Origin of the sequence: Muriicola sp. Z0-33 (assembly GCF_026126425.1) — a bacterium.
GTDB lineage: Bacteria > Bacteroidota > Bacteroidia > Flavobacteriales > Flavobacteriaceae > JAFMPW01.
The window spans coordinates 53,373-69,764 of record NZ_JAFMPW010000006.1 but is presented as its reverse complement, the minus strand read 5'-3'; the positions used below and the strand labels follow the sequence as shown (position 1 = coordinate 69,764).

The window sequence follows — 16,392 nt, the reverse complement described above, 5'->3', positions numbered from 1 at the left end:
TCTACTAAAACATTTTCTTTTACACAATACCCTTGGGTACTCCTTCTTAGTTTAGCTACAGAACAACAAATCAAAACAAATAATCCCAAAAACAGAAGAAGATGAAAAAGGTACTAAGTGTATTAGCAATTGCAATTTTTAGTTTAGGAATGATTTCATGCGAACCAGAAAATACTGTTGACGAGACAGATGCCCTATACAAATTAGACAAGTCTGCCAGCGATGATGATTATCTTCCACCAAGTGGAGGTAGCGGCGGAAGATAAGCCCTATAACAACGATAAAACCAATTGCCTTAAATATTTCATTTAAGGCTTTTTTTCTATCTTGTATGTAATGACTGAAAAGAGAAATTTTTACTCCTGTTTTTCAATATTCACGGTTCTTTTTTGTGTGGTTTTGTGCTGTACTCTTTCCTGTAAAAACAAGTCTAATGCGGGCCGGTATGACAATGCAGCCACCCAAACTGATAGTGTTGATTTATTTATTGACCAGTCTCAGAATAACACCAATTCCGTTGATGACCGGCGACGTTATTTGGATAAGGCCTATTCACTGGTACAGAAGAAACAAGATGACACTCCTAAAATCCGTCAACTTACTAAGATTCAGTGGAATTTTCTGGACCTGCAGGATTCCCTTCAATTCCGGCAATCCAATAGGCAAACCAGGAAACTCGCGCGAGCATTAAACGACTCTTTAAGGATAGGAATTACCGATTGGGACCTGGGTACATTCTTTAACCGTGAAAATTTAAAAGACAGTGCCTTTTTCTACTTAAACAATGCACAAAAAATTTTCATATCCATTAGACAGGAGGAGGAAGCCGGGATTACTTTATATGACATTGCCCGATTACAAGCAAGAGTAAAGGATTATACTGGCAGTGAAAGCAACGCGATAAGGGCTATTGAGTTTCTAAAACCATTAGAGGATTATGCCATGCTATACCGCTGTTTTAACCTTTTAGGAGTAGTAACCAAGGATTTGGGAGAATATGAACGGGCTTTGGAATATTATAATACAGCAATTGAGTATCTCCAAAAAATTGAGGGAAGTAACACAACTCAATTGGCAATGTATAACAATATTGGGGTTGTTCACCGGGAACTTGGTAATTTTGAAGAAGCAAAAACGAATTTTATAAGGACGCTATCCACTGATAGCCTGCAATTTAAAACTCCGAAGTTATATGCCAGGGCATTAAATAATTGGGCGTATTGTAAATTTAAAGCAGGTGACCCTGAAAATATTGAAAGTGAATTTAAACAAGCGCTTCATATTAGAAATAATGAGAACGATCTTGAAGGTCTTGCCGGTAGCAATTATTACCTGGCTGAATTTTATCTGGCCAGGAAAGATTCGGGCAGGGCTCAGCACCATGCATTAGAAGCCAAAAAGTTTGCAGAGTTGAGCCAAAATAATGACCGGTTATTGGAAACTCTGGCCTTGATTCCTAAAATAAACCCCGGGAATTCGGCCGAATTTAGCCTTCATTACTTCGATTTAAACGATAGCCTGTTGAAAGCAGAACGGCAAGTCCGAAACAAGTTTGCCCGCATACAGTTCGAAACCGAAGAAGTTGAAGCAGAAAATCTGGTCTTAGCCAGACAAAATCAGTTGTGGATCGGCATTGCTTTAGGGGTATTTCTTTTAGCACTTTTGATCTTTATAATTATTTCCCAAAGAATCAGGAATCAAAAACTGAAATTTCAGCAGCAGCAGCAAGAAGCCAATAACGAGATTTTTAGTCTCATGATGGCTCAAAATCAAAAAATAGAGGAAGGAAAAAAATCTGAACAAAAACGGATTTCGGAAGAACTACATGACGGGGTTCTTGGAGAAATGAATGGAGCCCGCATGATTCTTATGGGCCTTAACCAAAAAACAGACGAAAACGCTATTGCCATGAGATCATCCGCAATTTCTAAATTGCAGGAGGTACAGGAAGAGATACGAACTATTTCCCATGAATTGAGCGATGCGGCCTACCAAAAATTTCATAACTTTATTATCTCTATCCAGGAACTGTTAACCTCAGTTGGAAATTCTGCTGCTTTAGAGCACAGTTTCACCTATGAAGAACAAATAGATTGGGATAACCTGTCTGCAGATATTACTATCAACCTCTACAGGATTATACAGGAATGTTTAATGAATTGTGTTAAACATGCATCGGCAAAGAACATTTTCCTGGATATTACGGCAGAAGGGGAAGTACTGCTTGTGCAAATAGAAGATGACGGCAAAGGTTTTGATCCCAAAAAAGGGAAAAAAGGTATCGGTCATAAAAATATCAGCTCCAGGGTAGAAAAAATAAATGGTAGCTGGTCCGTGAATTCTGCGAAAGGAGATGGAACCCTGGTTACAATTAAAATTCCTTTAGTATATTCGACATCTCCTTTGGAAAAAGAATTAGTGTCTAAGGACAAATAATAAGCGCACTGCAGAAGATATGGATGTAGTTAAAATTTTAGCGGTAGACGATCATGAAATGACTACTCTTGGGTACAAGTTTATTCTGGAAGATTCGAAATTTGAAAACTTCAGCGTCCAAATGGATACGGCCAAAACCTTTGATGAAGCCAAACAAAAGATCCAGGATGCAGCCAAGAATATTCCATTTACCATTATCCTTTTGGATATTCAACTGTCCCAGATCACTGAAGAACCTCAGCAAACGGGAGAAGAATTGGGAATTTTTGCCAGAGAAGTATCTCCAACGTCCAAAATTGTATTTATGTCCTCGTTCAGCGATAACTACCGAATTAATAGTATCCTGGAAAGTGTAGACCCTGAAGGCTATATGGTAAAGTCCGAAATAGACCAACTAAGCCTTCAAACCATGGTACGAACGGTCATAGACAATCCACCCTATTATACACAGAAGGCCTTGAAGGCTATTCGAAAGCGAATGGCGAACAATATTCACCTGGACGACAACGACAGAAAAATTCTATATTACCTTTCCATAGGCACTAAAACAAAGGATATGGTGAACCATATCTCACTTTCTCTACCCGGTATTGAGAATAGAAAAAGGCAATTGAAAATGCTATTTGGGGTTGAAAAGCAAAACGATCAGGCCCTGATTACCGAGTCGAGAAAAAGGGGATTTATATAATATTTTCTGATATATCCTTTTACCTTGGCACTTCCCAACCTCTTTAGAAGTCAACAGACCATCAAAAAAAAAAATAAAAACCATAATAATTCTATGGTTTTTATATAGTGAGCTGTAAGCTATTAACGTTAATTTTACCATAGAAGTGTATTTTAATACTATGGTGACGCATGCGGATAGATCAAAACAACTTTAAAAGTAATCTCAAACTGAAATTAGACAGCAACCCTCAAATTATAGGGTTAGACGCATTTAAACGCAGTTTGGAGAAAGAACATTTTTCCGAAGTAAGCATTTTTAATTGCTCTCCTAATACGCAATTTGCGAAATTGGTTATTGAGATGAAGTGTAAAATAGAACTGGTAGAAGTCCTGTTTCATGCTCAAAAAGGTACCTGGGGAGCAATCTCAGAGGATTATGAATCCACTGCTGTGGCAACAGCGTTTTCCAATTCGCTTATAGAATTACAACGACTTAATACTTTACCTATAGATATTGAGGAACTTACAATTATGCTGGACGATTCCTTAATTATTATTAAAAAAATATATCACAATAGTATTCAGGAGCAGTTGGGTAATATCATAAAAACCATAGCTGAAAATTATGTACACCTCACAAAAGGACTAACTGAGGCTCCTTACGAAATTTACATCCCGGTCTTCGAAGAAGATTTTCCCGAAAATGACGACAGGCTCAACAATATAAATTCTGGAAATAGCAGCAAAAAGGACTACTTTGCTTTCTGGGGTTTATATTTCGACTCGGAAGAAGATGCCGTGATCTATGATCTTTGCAACAAATCTATTATTTCTGGCGACTTGTACATGCTAAATCATTGATTTACAATGGAAAACCAGTATTTAGGGCTATTGGTTTTCCATTTACGGCACTCTTATTATTTAAATAAAGGTCTGTGACCCATTAATTTATTCACACGCAATTTTACCGAATTACAGACGCTGTCATCCTCAGGATTGGTAAGCACCTCATCTATGAAATCAACAATTGTTGCCATTTCATCCTCTAAGAGCCCCCTGGTGGTAATTGCAGCAGTTCCCAAGCGAATTCCGGAAGTAACAAAAGGAGATTTATCATCAAAAGGAACCATGTTTTTATTTGCTGTAATATCCGCATTTACCAGGGCTTTTTCAGCATCTTTGCCAGTTATATTCTTATTTCTCAGATCTATAAGCATCATATGATTATCTGTTCCTCCGGAAATAATTTTATATCCCTTATCTACAAAGGCGGCTGCCATGGCCGCGGCATTTTTCTTGACCTGCAACTGATAATGAAGGAAATTATCAGACAAGGCTTCACCAAAGGCTATGGCCTTGGCGGCAATAATATGTTCTAATGGTCCTCCCTGATTCCCAGGGAAAACGGCAAGATCCAACAGCGAAGACATCTTTCTTAAGTTTCCGTTTTTCAATCGGATGCCAAATGGGTTTTCAAAATCTGTCCCCATCATAATCATTCCTCCCCTGGGCCCTCTAAGGGTCTTATGAGTGGTTGTAGTTACCACATGACAATGAGGAAGAGGATCGTTTAATATCCCCTTGGCTATTAACCCAGCAGGATGAGCAATGTCGGCAAGCAATAAGGCGTTCACACTATCGGCAATTTCACGAAACCTTTTAAAATCCATATCCCTGCTATAGGCAGAAGCACCGGCAATGATTAATTTAGGCTTCTCCTTATTAGCTATTTCCTGAATTTTGTCATAATTCAATACCCCGGTAGCCTCCTCAACCCCATAAAAAACAGGATTATACAGCTTGCCCGAAAAATTAACCGGAGAACCATGAGTTAAATGGCCACCATGCGAAAGATCGAAACCAAGAATGGTATCTCCCGGGCTAAGGCAGGCATGAAAAACAGCAGAATTAGCTTGCGATCCCGAGTGGGGCTGCACATTAACATAAACAGCACCAAACAATTCTTTGGCCCTGTCTATGGCTAACTGTTCTATTTTATCCACAACTTCGCATCCTCCATAATACCTTTTTCCCGGATATCCTTCAGCATACTTATTAGTTAAAACAGATCCGGCAGCCTCCATTACCGCCTCACTGGTAAAATTTTCGGAGGCTATAAGTTCAATACCGTTGATTTGTCTTTCTTTTTCCTCTTCTATAAGGTCAAAAATTTCATGGTCGCGTTGCATAGTTTTCAATTCTGTTAAATGATCGGTAAAAGTACAAATTGAATACCTTTAATAAGAAGAAAATAATATATTTGATCAGGAATTTATCAAACGAAAATTAACAATACTGTTATGCCCGAAAAATCTAATGATCCGCACAAAACTTCCTGGATTCCCGTACCTCAAAATTCTGATTTCCCTATTCAAAATATCCCTTTTGGAGTTTTCCTGACAAGAGATGATGTAATCACCATTGGTACAAGGATTGGAGATCAGGCCATAGATCTGGGCGCACTGCATCAATTAGGTTATTTTAAAGATATTCCGCTTACCGATGACATATTTCTACAGGACACCTTAAACGATTTTATATCCGATGGAAAAAAAACCTGGCGATTGGTGAGAAACCGTATTAGCGAAATTTTTGACAGTGGAAATCCGGAACTACAAGGCAATAAGGAACATCAGAAAATTGTATTGTTTACCATGGATGAAGTAGAAATGCAACTTCCTGTTCAAATTGGGGATTATACCGATTTTTATTCCAGTAAGGAACACGCTACTAATGTAGGCAAGATGTTTCGCGATCCGGAAAATGCCCTGTTGCCCAATTGGTTACATATACCGGTAGGTTATCACGGGAGAAGCTCTACCATTATTCCCAGTGGAACGCCTATAAGAAGGCCAATGGGGCAAACGCTTCCAAAAGGAAGTACGAGCCCGGTATACGGCGCCTCCAAAATGGTTGATTTTGAATTGGAAATGGCTTTCATCACTACTGATGCCAATATTATGGGTGAGCCCATTCCTATTGAAGAGGCAGAGGATTATATTTTTGGGCTGGTGCTTTTCAACGATTGGAGTGCCAGGGATATGCAGAAATGGGAATATGTACCCCTTGGCCCCTTCCTGGCGAAAAACTTTGCTTCTTCCATATCTCCCTGGATAGTCACCCTGGATGCCCTGACTCCTTTTCGTGTCCCTAGTCCAGCTCAGGATCCTGAACCACTACCCTATTTGCAACAAAAGGGTGATAAAAGCTATGACATACATCTTGAGGTGGCCATTACACCCGATAAAGGAGAACCTACCACGGTTACCCGATCCAATTTCAGGCATATGTACTGGACAATGGCACAACAATTAACTCATCATACGGTGAACGGCTGTAAAGTAAACAGCGGGGATATGATGGGGAGTGGTACTATTTCCGGGGCTACCCCCGATTCCTATGGCTCCATGTTAGAGTTAGCATGGCAGGGAACACAACCCATTACGCTAAGCAATGGGGAATTAAGAAAGTCTATCAATGACCTGGACACCGTTACTTTGAAAGGGTTTTGTGAGAAAGACGGCTTACGGATAGGATTCGGTGAGGTATCCACTAAACTACTACCCGCTTTAACTACAGAATAAGGTAAAAATACATTCATATAAAGGATTTCATCGAACTTATACGATAGATAGTCGTTTTGCGTTATGTTAAAAGTCCATTTTGGCACAGCTATTGGATTTAACCAACAAAATCATAAAAGATAACGTCATGAAAAAAACACTACTTTATAGTTCGATATTGGTTTTTTTGATCGCTTGCGGAGGGGTCAAAAAGACCCAAGAAGCAGTAAACACAGGTAATTACACCAGTGCAATCAATAATGCCCTGCGAAATATTTCCGATAACAAGAATAAAAAGAGCCATCAGCCTTATATCTTAATTTTAGAAGAAGCATTTCAGAAAAATACTGAAAGAGAATTACAGAATATCTCTTTTTTAAAAAATGATGGGAATCCGGCTAATTTAGAAGCAATCTATACTTCTTATAGTCAGCTTAAAAATATTCAGGAACGTATTAGACCCTTATTGCCCTTGCAAATATTTGATGAAAACAGAAACGCCAGATTTTCTTTCAACAATTATGACGAGGATATCCTTGCTTCAAAAGAGGAATTATCAGATTATTTGTATAGCAATGCCAATAATCTACTGGCCAATGCCTCTAGTAAATTTGACTATAGGAATGCCTATGAAGATTTTAAGTATCTGGAAGAAATCAACCCGGGTTTCAGCGACACTAAAGAAAAGATGGAACTGGCCCACATAAAGGGATTGGATTATGTTAAGGTGAATGTAGTTAATGATACAGACCAGATTGTTCCTGAGCGTCTGGAAGAAGAATTGTTGAATTTTAATACATATGGTCTTAATGATCTATGGACAGAGTATCATGCAAATCCTCTTAAGAATATAGATTATGATTATGAGATGCAGGTAGCCTTCAGAAACATTAACATTACTCCTGAACAAATAAGTGAAAAACAGCTTATAAAAGAGAAACAAATCAAGGACGGATATGAATACCTTGAAGACGAAAATGGTAACCTGGTGAAGGATAGCCTTGGAAATGAGATTAAAATTGATCGTTTAAAAACCGTAAGGTGTAATTTTTATCAGTTTACACAGCACAAGGCCGCTCAGGTTGTTGGTAACGTTCAGTACATAGACTTGAAAACGAAACAAGCAGTGAATTCATACCCATTATCCAGTGAATTTATTTTTGAGCATATTTATGCCAATTATAATGGCGATAAAAGAGCGTTGGATAACAATTTGGTTTCCCTGTTAAATCTTGCTGCAGTACCATTTCCCTCAAACGAGCAAATGGTTTATGATGCAGGGGAAGATTTAAAATCTCGTCTGAAGAATATTATTATCAGGCATAAGTTCAACTAAATTAAAAAGCCCCGGCCCAAAAGCCGGGGCTTTTTTTTAAATATAATTTTCCAGAGCCATTTCAGAAATACCCCCATGAGAATTGTGCGCCACTACCTCTCCGTTTTTAATCACCAGTAACTGTGGTGATTGATGATAAACCCCAAATTTCTCTGCTACTTTATTTGATATTTGCCGATAAGCATGTAAATCAAGATAATACAAATCTGCCGCTTTCGGTTCCAGACTATAACTTTGTTTAAACATTCTAAGTACCATACCACTTATACCACAGCTTGTAGAGTGTTTAAATATAAACTGAGGCCGGTCTTCTGACATTTTCTCGATCTCTTCTAATTGATCTAAACTATTTAATGATATCCAGGCAGCCTTGCCATTATCATTGTTTTCCCCTGAACTACTATTTCCAAATATTGAACTGAATATTCCCATTTTATTACTATTACCCAGATTGGTCGGCACTTCTATAATTCCTTACACTGCCGTAATGACTTGTTTTTAAGGCTATAAGGTGTCATTTTGTCTACTTTGGCCTATTGGTAAGGTTGTTGAACTATGCTAGAAAAATTGATATACACCACAAAGATATACTATAATGAACATAAATAATTTTACTATAAAATCCCAGGAAGTTATTCAGCAGGCACAACAGCTTGCTCAGGAAATGGAACATCAGCAACTAGAAAATGAACATCTCTTTAAAGCGATATTCACAGTAGATGAAAATGTATTACCCTTTATTCTTAAAAAGTTGCAGGTCAACATTCCCATGGTGAATCAAATCCTGGAGAAAGAACTGGAACGTTTTCCAAAAGTTACTGGCGGACAACTTCAATTTTCTAATGAGGCAGGTAAAACTGTAAACGAGGCCAGCATTATAGCCAAGAAGATGGAGGATGAATATGTCTCAATAGAACATTTCATTTTAGCCATCTTTAAATCCAAAAGCAAAATTTCTCAGATTCTTAAAGATCAGGGAGTAGCAGAAAAAGACCTTAAAGCCGCCATAGAAGAACTTCGCAAAGGTGGGAAGGTGACCTCACAGAGCGCAGAAGAAACTTATAATTCCTTGAGCAAATATGCGAGAAATCTCAACGAACTCGCAGATAGCGGCAAATTAGATCCGGTTATTGGAAGGGATGAAGAAATCAGAAGAATTTTACAAATACTTTCCAGAAGAACCAAGAACAATCCCATGTTGGTTGGAGCACCCGGTACGGGTAAAACTGCCATTGCCGAGGGCTTGGCCCATAGAATTATCCAGGGCGATATCCCCGAAAATTTAAAAGATAAAATCATCTACTCCCTGGACATGGGTGCGCTAATCGCCGGAGCTAAATACAAGGGTGAGTTTGAAGAACGGCTCAAAGCGGTGATTAAAGAGGTAACATCGTCTGATGGGAACATTGTTCTCTTTATTGATGAAATCCACACTCTTGTGGGCGCTGGTGGGGGCCAAGGAGCCATGGATGCTGCCAACATCCTGAAGCCAGCTTTGGCCAGGGGAGAATTGCGCGCAATTGGTGCAACCACCTTAGATGAATATCAGAAGTACTTTGAAAAAGATAAAGCCCTGGAGCGAAGATTCCAGAAAGTTGTGGTTAACGAACCTGATACAGAAAGTGCAATTTCTATTTTAAGGGGTTTAAAAGAAAAGTATGAAGCACATCATAAAGTGAGAATAAAAGATGAAGCTGTCATTGCCGCTGTTGAATTATCCCAGCGTTACATTACCGATAGGTTTCTGCCAGATAAAGCAATTGACCTTATGGACGAGGCCGCCTCCAAATTGAGAATGGAAATAAATTCGAAACCTGAGGAGTTAGATGTCCTGGACCGAAAAATAATGCAACTGGAAATAGAGATCGAAGCAATTAAAAGAGAGAACGACAAAGCCAAACTCAGTTTATTGAACAGTGAGCTTGGCAATTTCAAAGAAGAGCGTTCCGAAATATTTGCTAAATGGGAAAGTGAAAAGACCGTTGTAGATAACATCCAAAAAACAAAACAGGATATTGAAAACTTCAAGCTGGAAGCTGAGCGTGCAGAAAGAAGCGGAGATTATGGGAAGGTTGCAGAATTGAGATACGGTAAAATTAAGGATGCCCAGGAAAAACTGGATAAACTACAAATTGCTCTTGCAGAGCAGCAGAAAGCCGGAACTTTAATAAAGGAGGAGGTTACCAATGAGGATATTGCAGAAGTGGTAGCTAAATGGACTGGCATCCCCGTAACGAAAATGTTACAAAGTGAGCGTGAAAAACTCCTGAAACTGGAAGAAGTTTTACATAAAAGAGTAGTTGGGCAGGAAGAAGCCATTCAGGCAGTGTCCGATGCCATCAGGCGCAGCAGGGCAGGCTTGCAAGATGCCAAGAGGCCCATAGGATCATTCCTCTTTTTAGGGACCACTGGGGTGGGTAAAACAGAATTGGCGAAAACTCTTGCTGCGTATTTATTCGATGATGAAAATGCTATGACAAGAATAGATATGAGTGAATATCAGGAACGCCATGCCGTGAGCAGACTGGTTGGCGCACCTCCCGGATACGTTGGCTATGACGAAGGTGGGCAACTTACCGAAGCAGTAAGAAGAAGGCCTTATTCCGTAGTATTGCTCGATGAAATAGAGAAAGCACATCCGGATACTTTCAACATATTGCTTCAGGTATTAGATGAAGGAAGACTTACTGATAACAAAGGTAGAGTGGCCGATTTTAAGAATACTATCATTATAATGACCAGTAATATGGGCAGTCATTTAATACAGGAAAAATTTGGAGATGGAGTTGATCTGCACACCGCGGCAGAAGCCTCCAAGGTAGAGGTACTCGCATTATTAAGGCAATCTATCCGTCCCGAATTTTTAAACAGAATAGATGATATTATAATGTTTACACCTCTAACCAGGGAAAATATTACTGCTATCGTCAGATTGCAACTGGCTCAATTACAAAAAATGCTTTCTAAGCAGCATATTACAATTGACGCCACAGAGGAAGCAATAGCCTATCTGGCAAAAATGGGATACGATCCTCAATATGGAGCCCGTCCCATAAAAAGGGTAATTCAAAGAGAGGTCTTAAATGCCCTGTCTAAGGATCTGCTTGGTGGGAAAGTCAAGGCAGACAGCATTGTACTGATAGATTCATTTGATGACAGCTTGGTTTTCAGGAATCAAAATGAGCTGGTAAAATAATAGTTCGTACCAATAATTGAGTGTGCCTTAAAGTTATATTTTAAGGCACATTTTTTTTATTCGATTATATACCATGCAGTATATAGTTTTTCTATATTCGTATAAAATGAATTTCTATGACCACCAAAGCCGAAAGAACCACTGCCTTTATTATTGAAACAGTAGCTCCAATATTTAATAAACATGGTTATGTAGGGACAAGTATGAGTGATCTTACCGAGGCTACTGGTCTGACAAAGGGGGCCTTGTATGGTAATTTTGAAAATAAAGAGTCCCTGGCCCTTGCGGCCTTTGAATTCAACAGCACTCGCCTACTCCAGGCCATTGATCAACAACTAAACACTGAGGGAACAGCGATTCAAAAGCTTTTTGTTCTCACTGAATTCTACAGGAGCTATGACGAGTTTACTTATGAATTGGGCGGATGTCCGGTTCTGAATGTTGGCGTGGATGCCCAATATAATAATAAACTACTCTCAGCGGCAGCCAGGGAAACCGTGAAAACTATTGAGGGGAAGATCGCCTTGGTATTGGAAAATGGTGTAAATAATAATGAGTTAAGGTTGCCGGTTACTCCCCTGCAATTTGCGAAACAAATGTATACCATGTTGCAAGGCGCTGTTGCCATGGCCACCATCACCCAGGATAGAAAATATTTATTGAATACCGTTGCCTATCTGGAGGTGCTCATCAATAAGGAAATTAAGAAATAGACTACTGTGCTACAACCCTGAAAATCCAGGTTTTCCCCTGATATCTTCCATTGAACTTCGTATCTCTAGCTTTTCTGGCCTCGGTCATAGAGTCATAACGCTGTAAATAAACATAGTTGTAGCTATTTAAGCTCCTGAAGAACGACTTGGGCCTTAATCCCTGATCTTTCAATGTAGCCATAAAACTGTTGAAGTATTTTTTTGTGCCAAAAACATTGGCGATAAGATAAAATCCTGGTTCCAGACCGTCTTCAGTGACCGCTTCCTCATATTTCTCCCCGGCCTCCGGTTCAACGGTTACTGCAGCCTCTTGGGCAGCTTGTTGTTTAAAGGCTTCAGCCGCTTCTGCTTTGGCTTGCGCTATGGAATCCTGAATACGTTCCTGCTCTTTTGCCCTTGCAATTGCAAGTTCTTCTTCAGCTTTTATCCTTGCCAAAGAATCCTGTGTTTTCTTTTCCGCTATTCTCCTGGCAATTGCTGCTGCCTCAGCCTTTTGGACAGCTTCAAGGGAGTCTTTCCTCTGCTGTTCGGCTTTTCTGGCCGCCTCGGCAATTCTTTCCTGTTCCCTTACTTCAGCTATAGAATCCCTGGTTCTTTGCTGAGCAAGTCTTTGAGCCTCCAATTCTTTCGCTTTCTCTACTGCACTGATAGAATCTTTCCTTCTTTGCAAAGCAAGTTGCCTGGCTGCTTCCAATTCCGCAGCTTTTTGCACCCGGGCCAACGAATCTTTCCTTTTTTGCTCGCGCACTTTGGCCGCCTCCGCAATTCTTTCCTGTTCCCTTACTTCAGCTATAGAATCCCTGGTTCTCTGCTGAGCAATTCTTTGGGCCTCCAATTCTTTCGCTTTCTCTACCGCACTGATAGAATCTTTTCTTCTTTGCAAAGCAAGTTGCCTGGCAGTTTCCAATTCCGCTGCTTTTTGCACCTGGGCCAAAGAATCTTTCCTTTTTTGCTCGCGCACTTTGGCCACCTCTGCAATTCTTTCTTGTTCCCTTACTTCGGCTATAGAATCCCTGGCTCTTTGCTGAGCAAGTCTTTGAGCCTCCAATTCTTTCTCTTTCTCTACCGCACTAATAGAATCTTTCCTTCTTTGTAATGTAAGTTGCCTGGCAGTTTCCAACTCGGCTGCTTTTTGCACCTGGGCCAAAGAATCGTTCGTTTTTTGTTCACGCATTCTGGCTGCATCCGTTATCCTTTGCTGAGTTCGTATTTCAGCTAAAGAATCCTGACGGCGCTGGGCAATTTTTTCGGCTTCAATCAGGTTTAATCGCTTTTCTTCCCTGGTTATAGAATCCTGCACTTTTTCTGCGGCTTTCGCATTTGCCACAGCCAGCTTCTTCTGGGCTCTTACATCTGCTACTGAATCTTTTCGTCTTTGCCTGGCTGCCAGTTCTGCCTCTTTTTCCAATCGGCGTTCTTCTTTTTTGTCGATCACCGCCTCTTCAGTGGTTACGGCGTCTTCCAATTGCTCTTCTTCCGTTATTAGTGGTTTTTCTTCCTCCTCCTCTTCTTCAGGCGGTACAATCTTGTCCTTACGCTCAATAGGCCCTAGCTTGTAAGAAGTTACGAATTCAAAAGTTGGATCTGTACCTGTTAGCTCATCACTACTACCAAATTCTACCAAAGCTCCGAGAGAAAACCTGTCAAACAACCTTGCCCCTGCTCCACCGGAAACTCCATAAAAGTTATTATAACCGGCCTGTACCCAAAACTTAGGATTAGAGAATAAAGTGGTAAACCCAAATTGATTACCGTAATTGGGCAGGGTTTTCATATAAACTGTGGGCTGAATAAATGAATTATCCGATGAGCCAAAAATAGTGACAGGAAAACTGTAGCTGGCCAACCCTATATATACTTTTTCCATTGGCCCGGTATCCTTTTCACTGGTAGAAAAATTATAGTCGAACAAATTTTCGGCAACAATACCAATGCTAAACCTATCTAGTTTAAATCGCAGACTTGGATCAAGGCGTAAAATAAAATCATTGGTTTCGGCTAATGCAGGTAAGCCGATATTTGGATCTGGTTGATAGGTATCTGCCAGTTTTCTGACGAATCCGAATAAATTAAGCCCAAATGCTATTTGAGCGTTCGATTCCAAATCCAGTGCATAAGCGTAATTCAAGACGCTCCCCGACTGTATAAATACTCCTGTATTGTTCTGAAAAAATCCAATTCCTGCAACAGACTCGGTGTCTAATCTCCTTGTATAATTAAGAAAAAGTGTTGTTGGATCGGCATCAATACTCTGCCATTGCCAACGCGTCCAAAGTGCTACGGACTGCGGATTATTTCTATCCAGGGCAAAAACCGGACTCAGGAAGCTAGAATTGTACTCTGTTAAATTGTGCTGCCGGAAATCTGGAGGAAGCAACTGCTCTTGTGCCTGCAATGTATATATTGCAAAAAGTGTAAAAAATAAAAGGCAGCGCTTAAACATTGTAATTCAAAAACATTAGATTTATATACTATTTTGAACTAATGACAGTTAAAATAGAGCAAGCTGACAAATTTATGCAATCCAATTAAATATGAAAACTATTCAACTTTTAATATTTGCCTTTTTAATTACTTCCTTTTCGGCCTGTAACGATGATAAAAAATCGACGGAGGAACAAATAGATACGGTTGTAACTACCTATTATTTTATTCGGCATGCCGAAAAAGACAGAAATAATCCTGAAAATGTAGATCCCGAACTCAATCAGCGTGGTCTTGGACGGGCAATGCACTGGGCAGAGATTTTATCGGATATTCCTTTGGATGCTATATATTCCACAGATTATGAAAGGACCACAATGACTGCTGCCCCGGCGGCAGTGAAACAAGATATTACCGTACAGTATTACAGTCCGGGTGAGGTAAACATAGACCAGTTTAAAGCTGATAACTTAGGAAAAAACGTACTTGTTGTGGGACATAGTAATACCACCCCCGATTTTGTAAATAAAATTTTAGGTGAAGACAAATACGGCCCAATGGATGACTACGATAACGGAAGTCTGTTTATTGTACAACTCAGTGGAAATAAGGCGACAGATATACGTTTACACTTCAATTGCAACTGCCCTGAGTAATCCGTAAATAAAAAGACAAAGCTTTGAATATTAAGGCAATAGTGATAAGTTTTGGTTGAAAATCAATCCTTTATTGCCACCTCAATATTAGTGAGTTCTATTTTGGAAAGCAGCTCCAATTCACCTGCTAAGAAGAGCTCTTCAATATCCATAATGGAAATATCTTCTTTTGGTTTATAATTGTTGTAGTCCACAAATCGGATCCCTTCAATATATCGTTCATTATAAGCCTCTCTGAAGCGCATTCCGCCACCATCTACATGAAATTCGTAGGCCAGATAGTCTGGCTTGAAGGTCTCCTTATTAAACCAATATAAGTACACATCATCATAATCGTCTCCTCCGCCTTCCTGATTAAATGTTACCTGGACCTTATAATAATCGCTATCCTTGATTTTAGCCTCCCCCAGCAGTTTCTTGTTAACTGCAGCATCATTGAGGCCGTAGGGCAAATAAGCAAAATAATGAACAGAATTAATAGAATTGGCATACTTATGGGCCATTGAATCGGCTATAATTGCTTCTTTCCCGTCTACAACTCTCTTAAAAAAATTGCTTCCCTTAGTGTCTATAATGTGAGTGGAATCTGTCTTCCACATACGAATCAACAGTTTTTTGTTGGTCTTCATATCGCGCGTCAGAAGATATTGCTTGTCCCTGAAATCAAAACTAAAATGACTTTTCTCGTAACGCTCTCCCCCACTTACTTCTATGGCCTTATCTATAATTTGCTGGGCAGTGAGTTCCCTGGCCGATTTTTGCGCACAGCCAGTGAGTATAAGTAATAGCAGTAAGAAATATGGTTTCATGCTGTCTTATTTTAGTAATAATCGCAAAAATGCAGCATTCTTTACAAAACAGTGCAGTAATTAATTTAATATTAACTACACATTATAGATTTGTACTTATTTTTGTGACCGCATGCAGAAAAGTATCAACATAAAAAACAAAAAAGCAAGGTTCTCCTATGAGATACTAGACACTTTTATTGCCGGTATTGTCTTGTCTGGCACGGAAATTAAGTCGATCCGCCTGGGCAAAGCATCAATCACGGAAAGTTTTTGTGAATTTAATGACAAAGGAGAGCTTTTCGTTATTAATATGCAGGTAGATGAATATTCTCACGCATCTCATTTTAATCACAAGCCCAAGGCAGAACGCAAGTTATTACTAAATAAGCAAGAGCTCAAAAAACTGCAAAAAGAAGTACAGACTTCCGGATCTACCATTGTACCTCTTAACCTTTTTATAAATGATCGCGGTCTGGCCAAGCTAAAAATTGCATTGGCAAAGGGAAAGAAACTCTATGATAAAAGGGAGTCTATCAAGGAACGGGACACTAAAAGAGATCTGGACAGGATTAAGAAAAGTTTTAACCGGTAAACTGAAGTTAGCCCTC

At 39.6% G+C, this 16,392-nt stretch carries 14 protein-coding genes; 10 read left to right on the top strand and 4 right to left on the bottom strand.

Translation table 11 applies throughout. The features are described from left to right. Positions 1-101 precede the first annotated feature (101 nt). The 4 genes from J1G40_RS09975 to J1G40_RS09960 all read left to right on the top strand — a co-directional run bounded on the left by J1G40_RS09975 (position 102) and on the right by J1G40_RS09960 (position 3,966). Positions 102-266 (top strand): hypothetical protein, encoded by a 165-nt coding sequence (locus J1G40_RS09975; protein WP_265242486.1) that lies wholly within the window; start codon positions 102-104, stop codon positions 264-266. Positions 267-336: 70 nt separating this feature from the next. Next, complete coding sequence (locus tag J1G40_RS09970) at positions 337-2,436, top strand: tetratricopeptide repeat-containing sensor histidine kinase (RefSeq protein WP_265242485.1); 2,100 nt, start codon at positions 337-339, stop codon at positions 2,434-2,436. 19 nt (positions 2,437-2,455) lie between these two features. Next, positions 2,456-3,124 (top strand): histidine kinase, encoded by a 669-nt coding sequence (locus J1G40_RS09965; protein ID WP_265242484.1) that lies wholly within the window; start codon positions 2,456-2,458, stop codon positions 3,122-3,124. 170 nt (positions 3,125-3,294) lie between these two features. Continuing rightward, a complete protein-coding gene (locus J1G40_RS09960; RefSeq protein ID WP_265242483.1) occupies positions 3,295-3,966 on the top strand; it encodes a hypothetical protein in 672 nt (223 codons plus the stop codon). A 56-nt stretch (positions 3,967-4,022) separates the two neighbouring features. Here the strand turns inward: J1G40_RS09960 and glyA are convergent, their stop codons facing one another. Next, a complete protein-coding gene (gene glyA / locus J1G40_RS09955; protein WP_265242482.1) occupies positions 4,023-5,294 on the bottom strand; it encodes a serine hydroxymethyltransferase in 1,272 nt (423 codons plus the stop codon). A 111-nt stretch (positions 5,295-5,405) separates the two neighbouring features. Between glyA and fahA the strand changes: the two genes are divergently transcribed. Next, positions 5,406-6,689: a fumarylacetoacetase gene (gene fahA, locus J1G40_RS09950; protein WP_265242481.1), complete on the top strand. Its 1,284-nt coding sequence runs from the start codon at positions 5,406-5,408 to the stop codon at positions 6,687-6,689. A 127-nt stretch (positions 6,690-6,816) separates the two neighbouring features. Continuing rightward, positions 6,817-8,004, top strand: coding sequence for a hypothetical protein (locus J1G40_RS09945; RefSeq protein WP_265242480.1), 1,188 nt, complete (start codon positions 6,817-6,819; stop codon positions 8,002-8,004). Positions 8,005-8,040: 36 nt separating this feature from the next. Here J1G40_RS09945 and ytxJ read toward each other — a convergent pair whose 3' ends face one another. Continuing rightward, positions 8,041-8,436 (bottom strand): bacillithiol system redox-active protein YtxJ, encoded by a 396-nt coding sequence (gene ytxJ, locus J1G40_RS09940; protein WP_265242479.1) that lies wholly within the window; start codon positions 8,434-8,436, stop codon positions 8,041-8,043. Positions 8,437-8,599: 163 nt separating this feature from the next. On the opposite strand from ytxJ, the gene clpB reads away from it, so the two are divergent. Together clpB and J1G40_RS09930 are read left to right on the top strand one after the other, a co-directional pair. Further along, the gene (gene clpB / locus J1G40_RS09935; RefSeq protein ID WP_265242478.1) at positions 8,600-11,200 is read left to right on the top strand and encodes an ATP-dependent chaperone ClpB; all 2,601 of its coding nucleotides are present in this window, start codon (positions 8,600-8,602) and stop codon (positions 11,198-11,200) included. Positions 11,201-11,316: 116 nt separating this feature from the next. After that, a complete protein-coding gene (locus J1G40_RS09930) occupies positions 11,317-11,913 on the top strand; it encodes a TetR/AcrR family transcriptional regulator (RefSeq protein ID WP_265242477.1) in 597 nt (198 codons plus the stop codon). Position 11,914: 1 nt separating this feature from the next. Here J1G40_RS09930 and J1G40_RS09925 read toward each other — a convergent pair whose 3' ends face one another. Beyond that, positions 11,915-14,356 (bottom strand): PorP/SprF family type IX secretion system membrane protein, encoded by a 2,442-nt coding sequence (locus J1G40_RS09925; protein ID WP_265242476.1) that lies wholly within the window; start codon positions 14,354-14,356, stop codon positions 11,915-11,917. 91 nt (positions 14,357-14,447) lie between these two features. On the opposite strand from J1G40_RS09925, the gene J1G40_RS09920 reads away from it, so the two are divergent. Further along, the gene (locus J1G40_RS09920; protein WP_265242475.1) at positions 14,448-14,993 is read left to right on the top strand and encodes a SixA phosphatase family protein; all 546 of its coding nucleotides are present in this window, start codon (positions 14,448-14,450) and stop codon (positions 14,991-14,993) included. A gap of 62 nt (positions 14,994-15,055) precedes the next feature. Here J1G40_RS09920 and J1G40_RS09915 read toward each other — a convergent pair whose 3' ends face one another. Continuing rightward, entirely contained in the window at positions 15,056-15,802 is a 747-nt protein-coding gene (locus tag J1G40_RS09915) for a DUF6503 family protein (protein WP_265242474.1), read from the bottom strand. A gap of 112 nt (positions 15,803-15,914) precedes the next feature. Between J1G40_RS09915 and smpB the strand changes: the two genes are divergently transcribed. Beyond that, positions 15,915-16,376 (top strand): SsrA-binding protein SmpB, encoded by a 462-nt coding sequence (gene smpB / locus J1G40_RS09910; RefSeq protein WP_265242473.1) that lies wholly within the window; start codon positions 15,915-15,917, stop codon positions 16,374-16,376. The last annotated feature ends 16 nt before the right edge of the window (positions 16,377-16,392 follow it).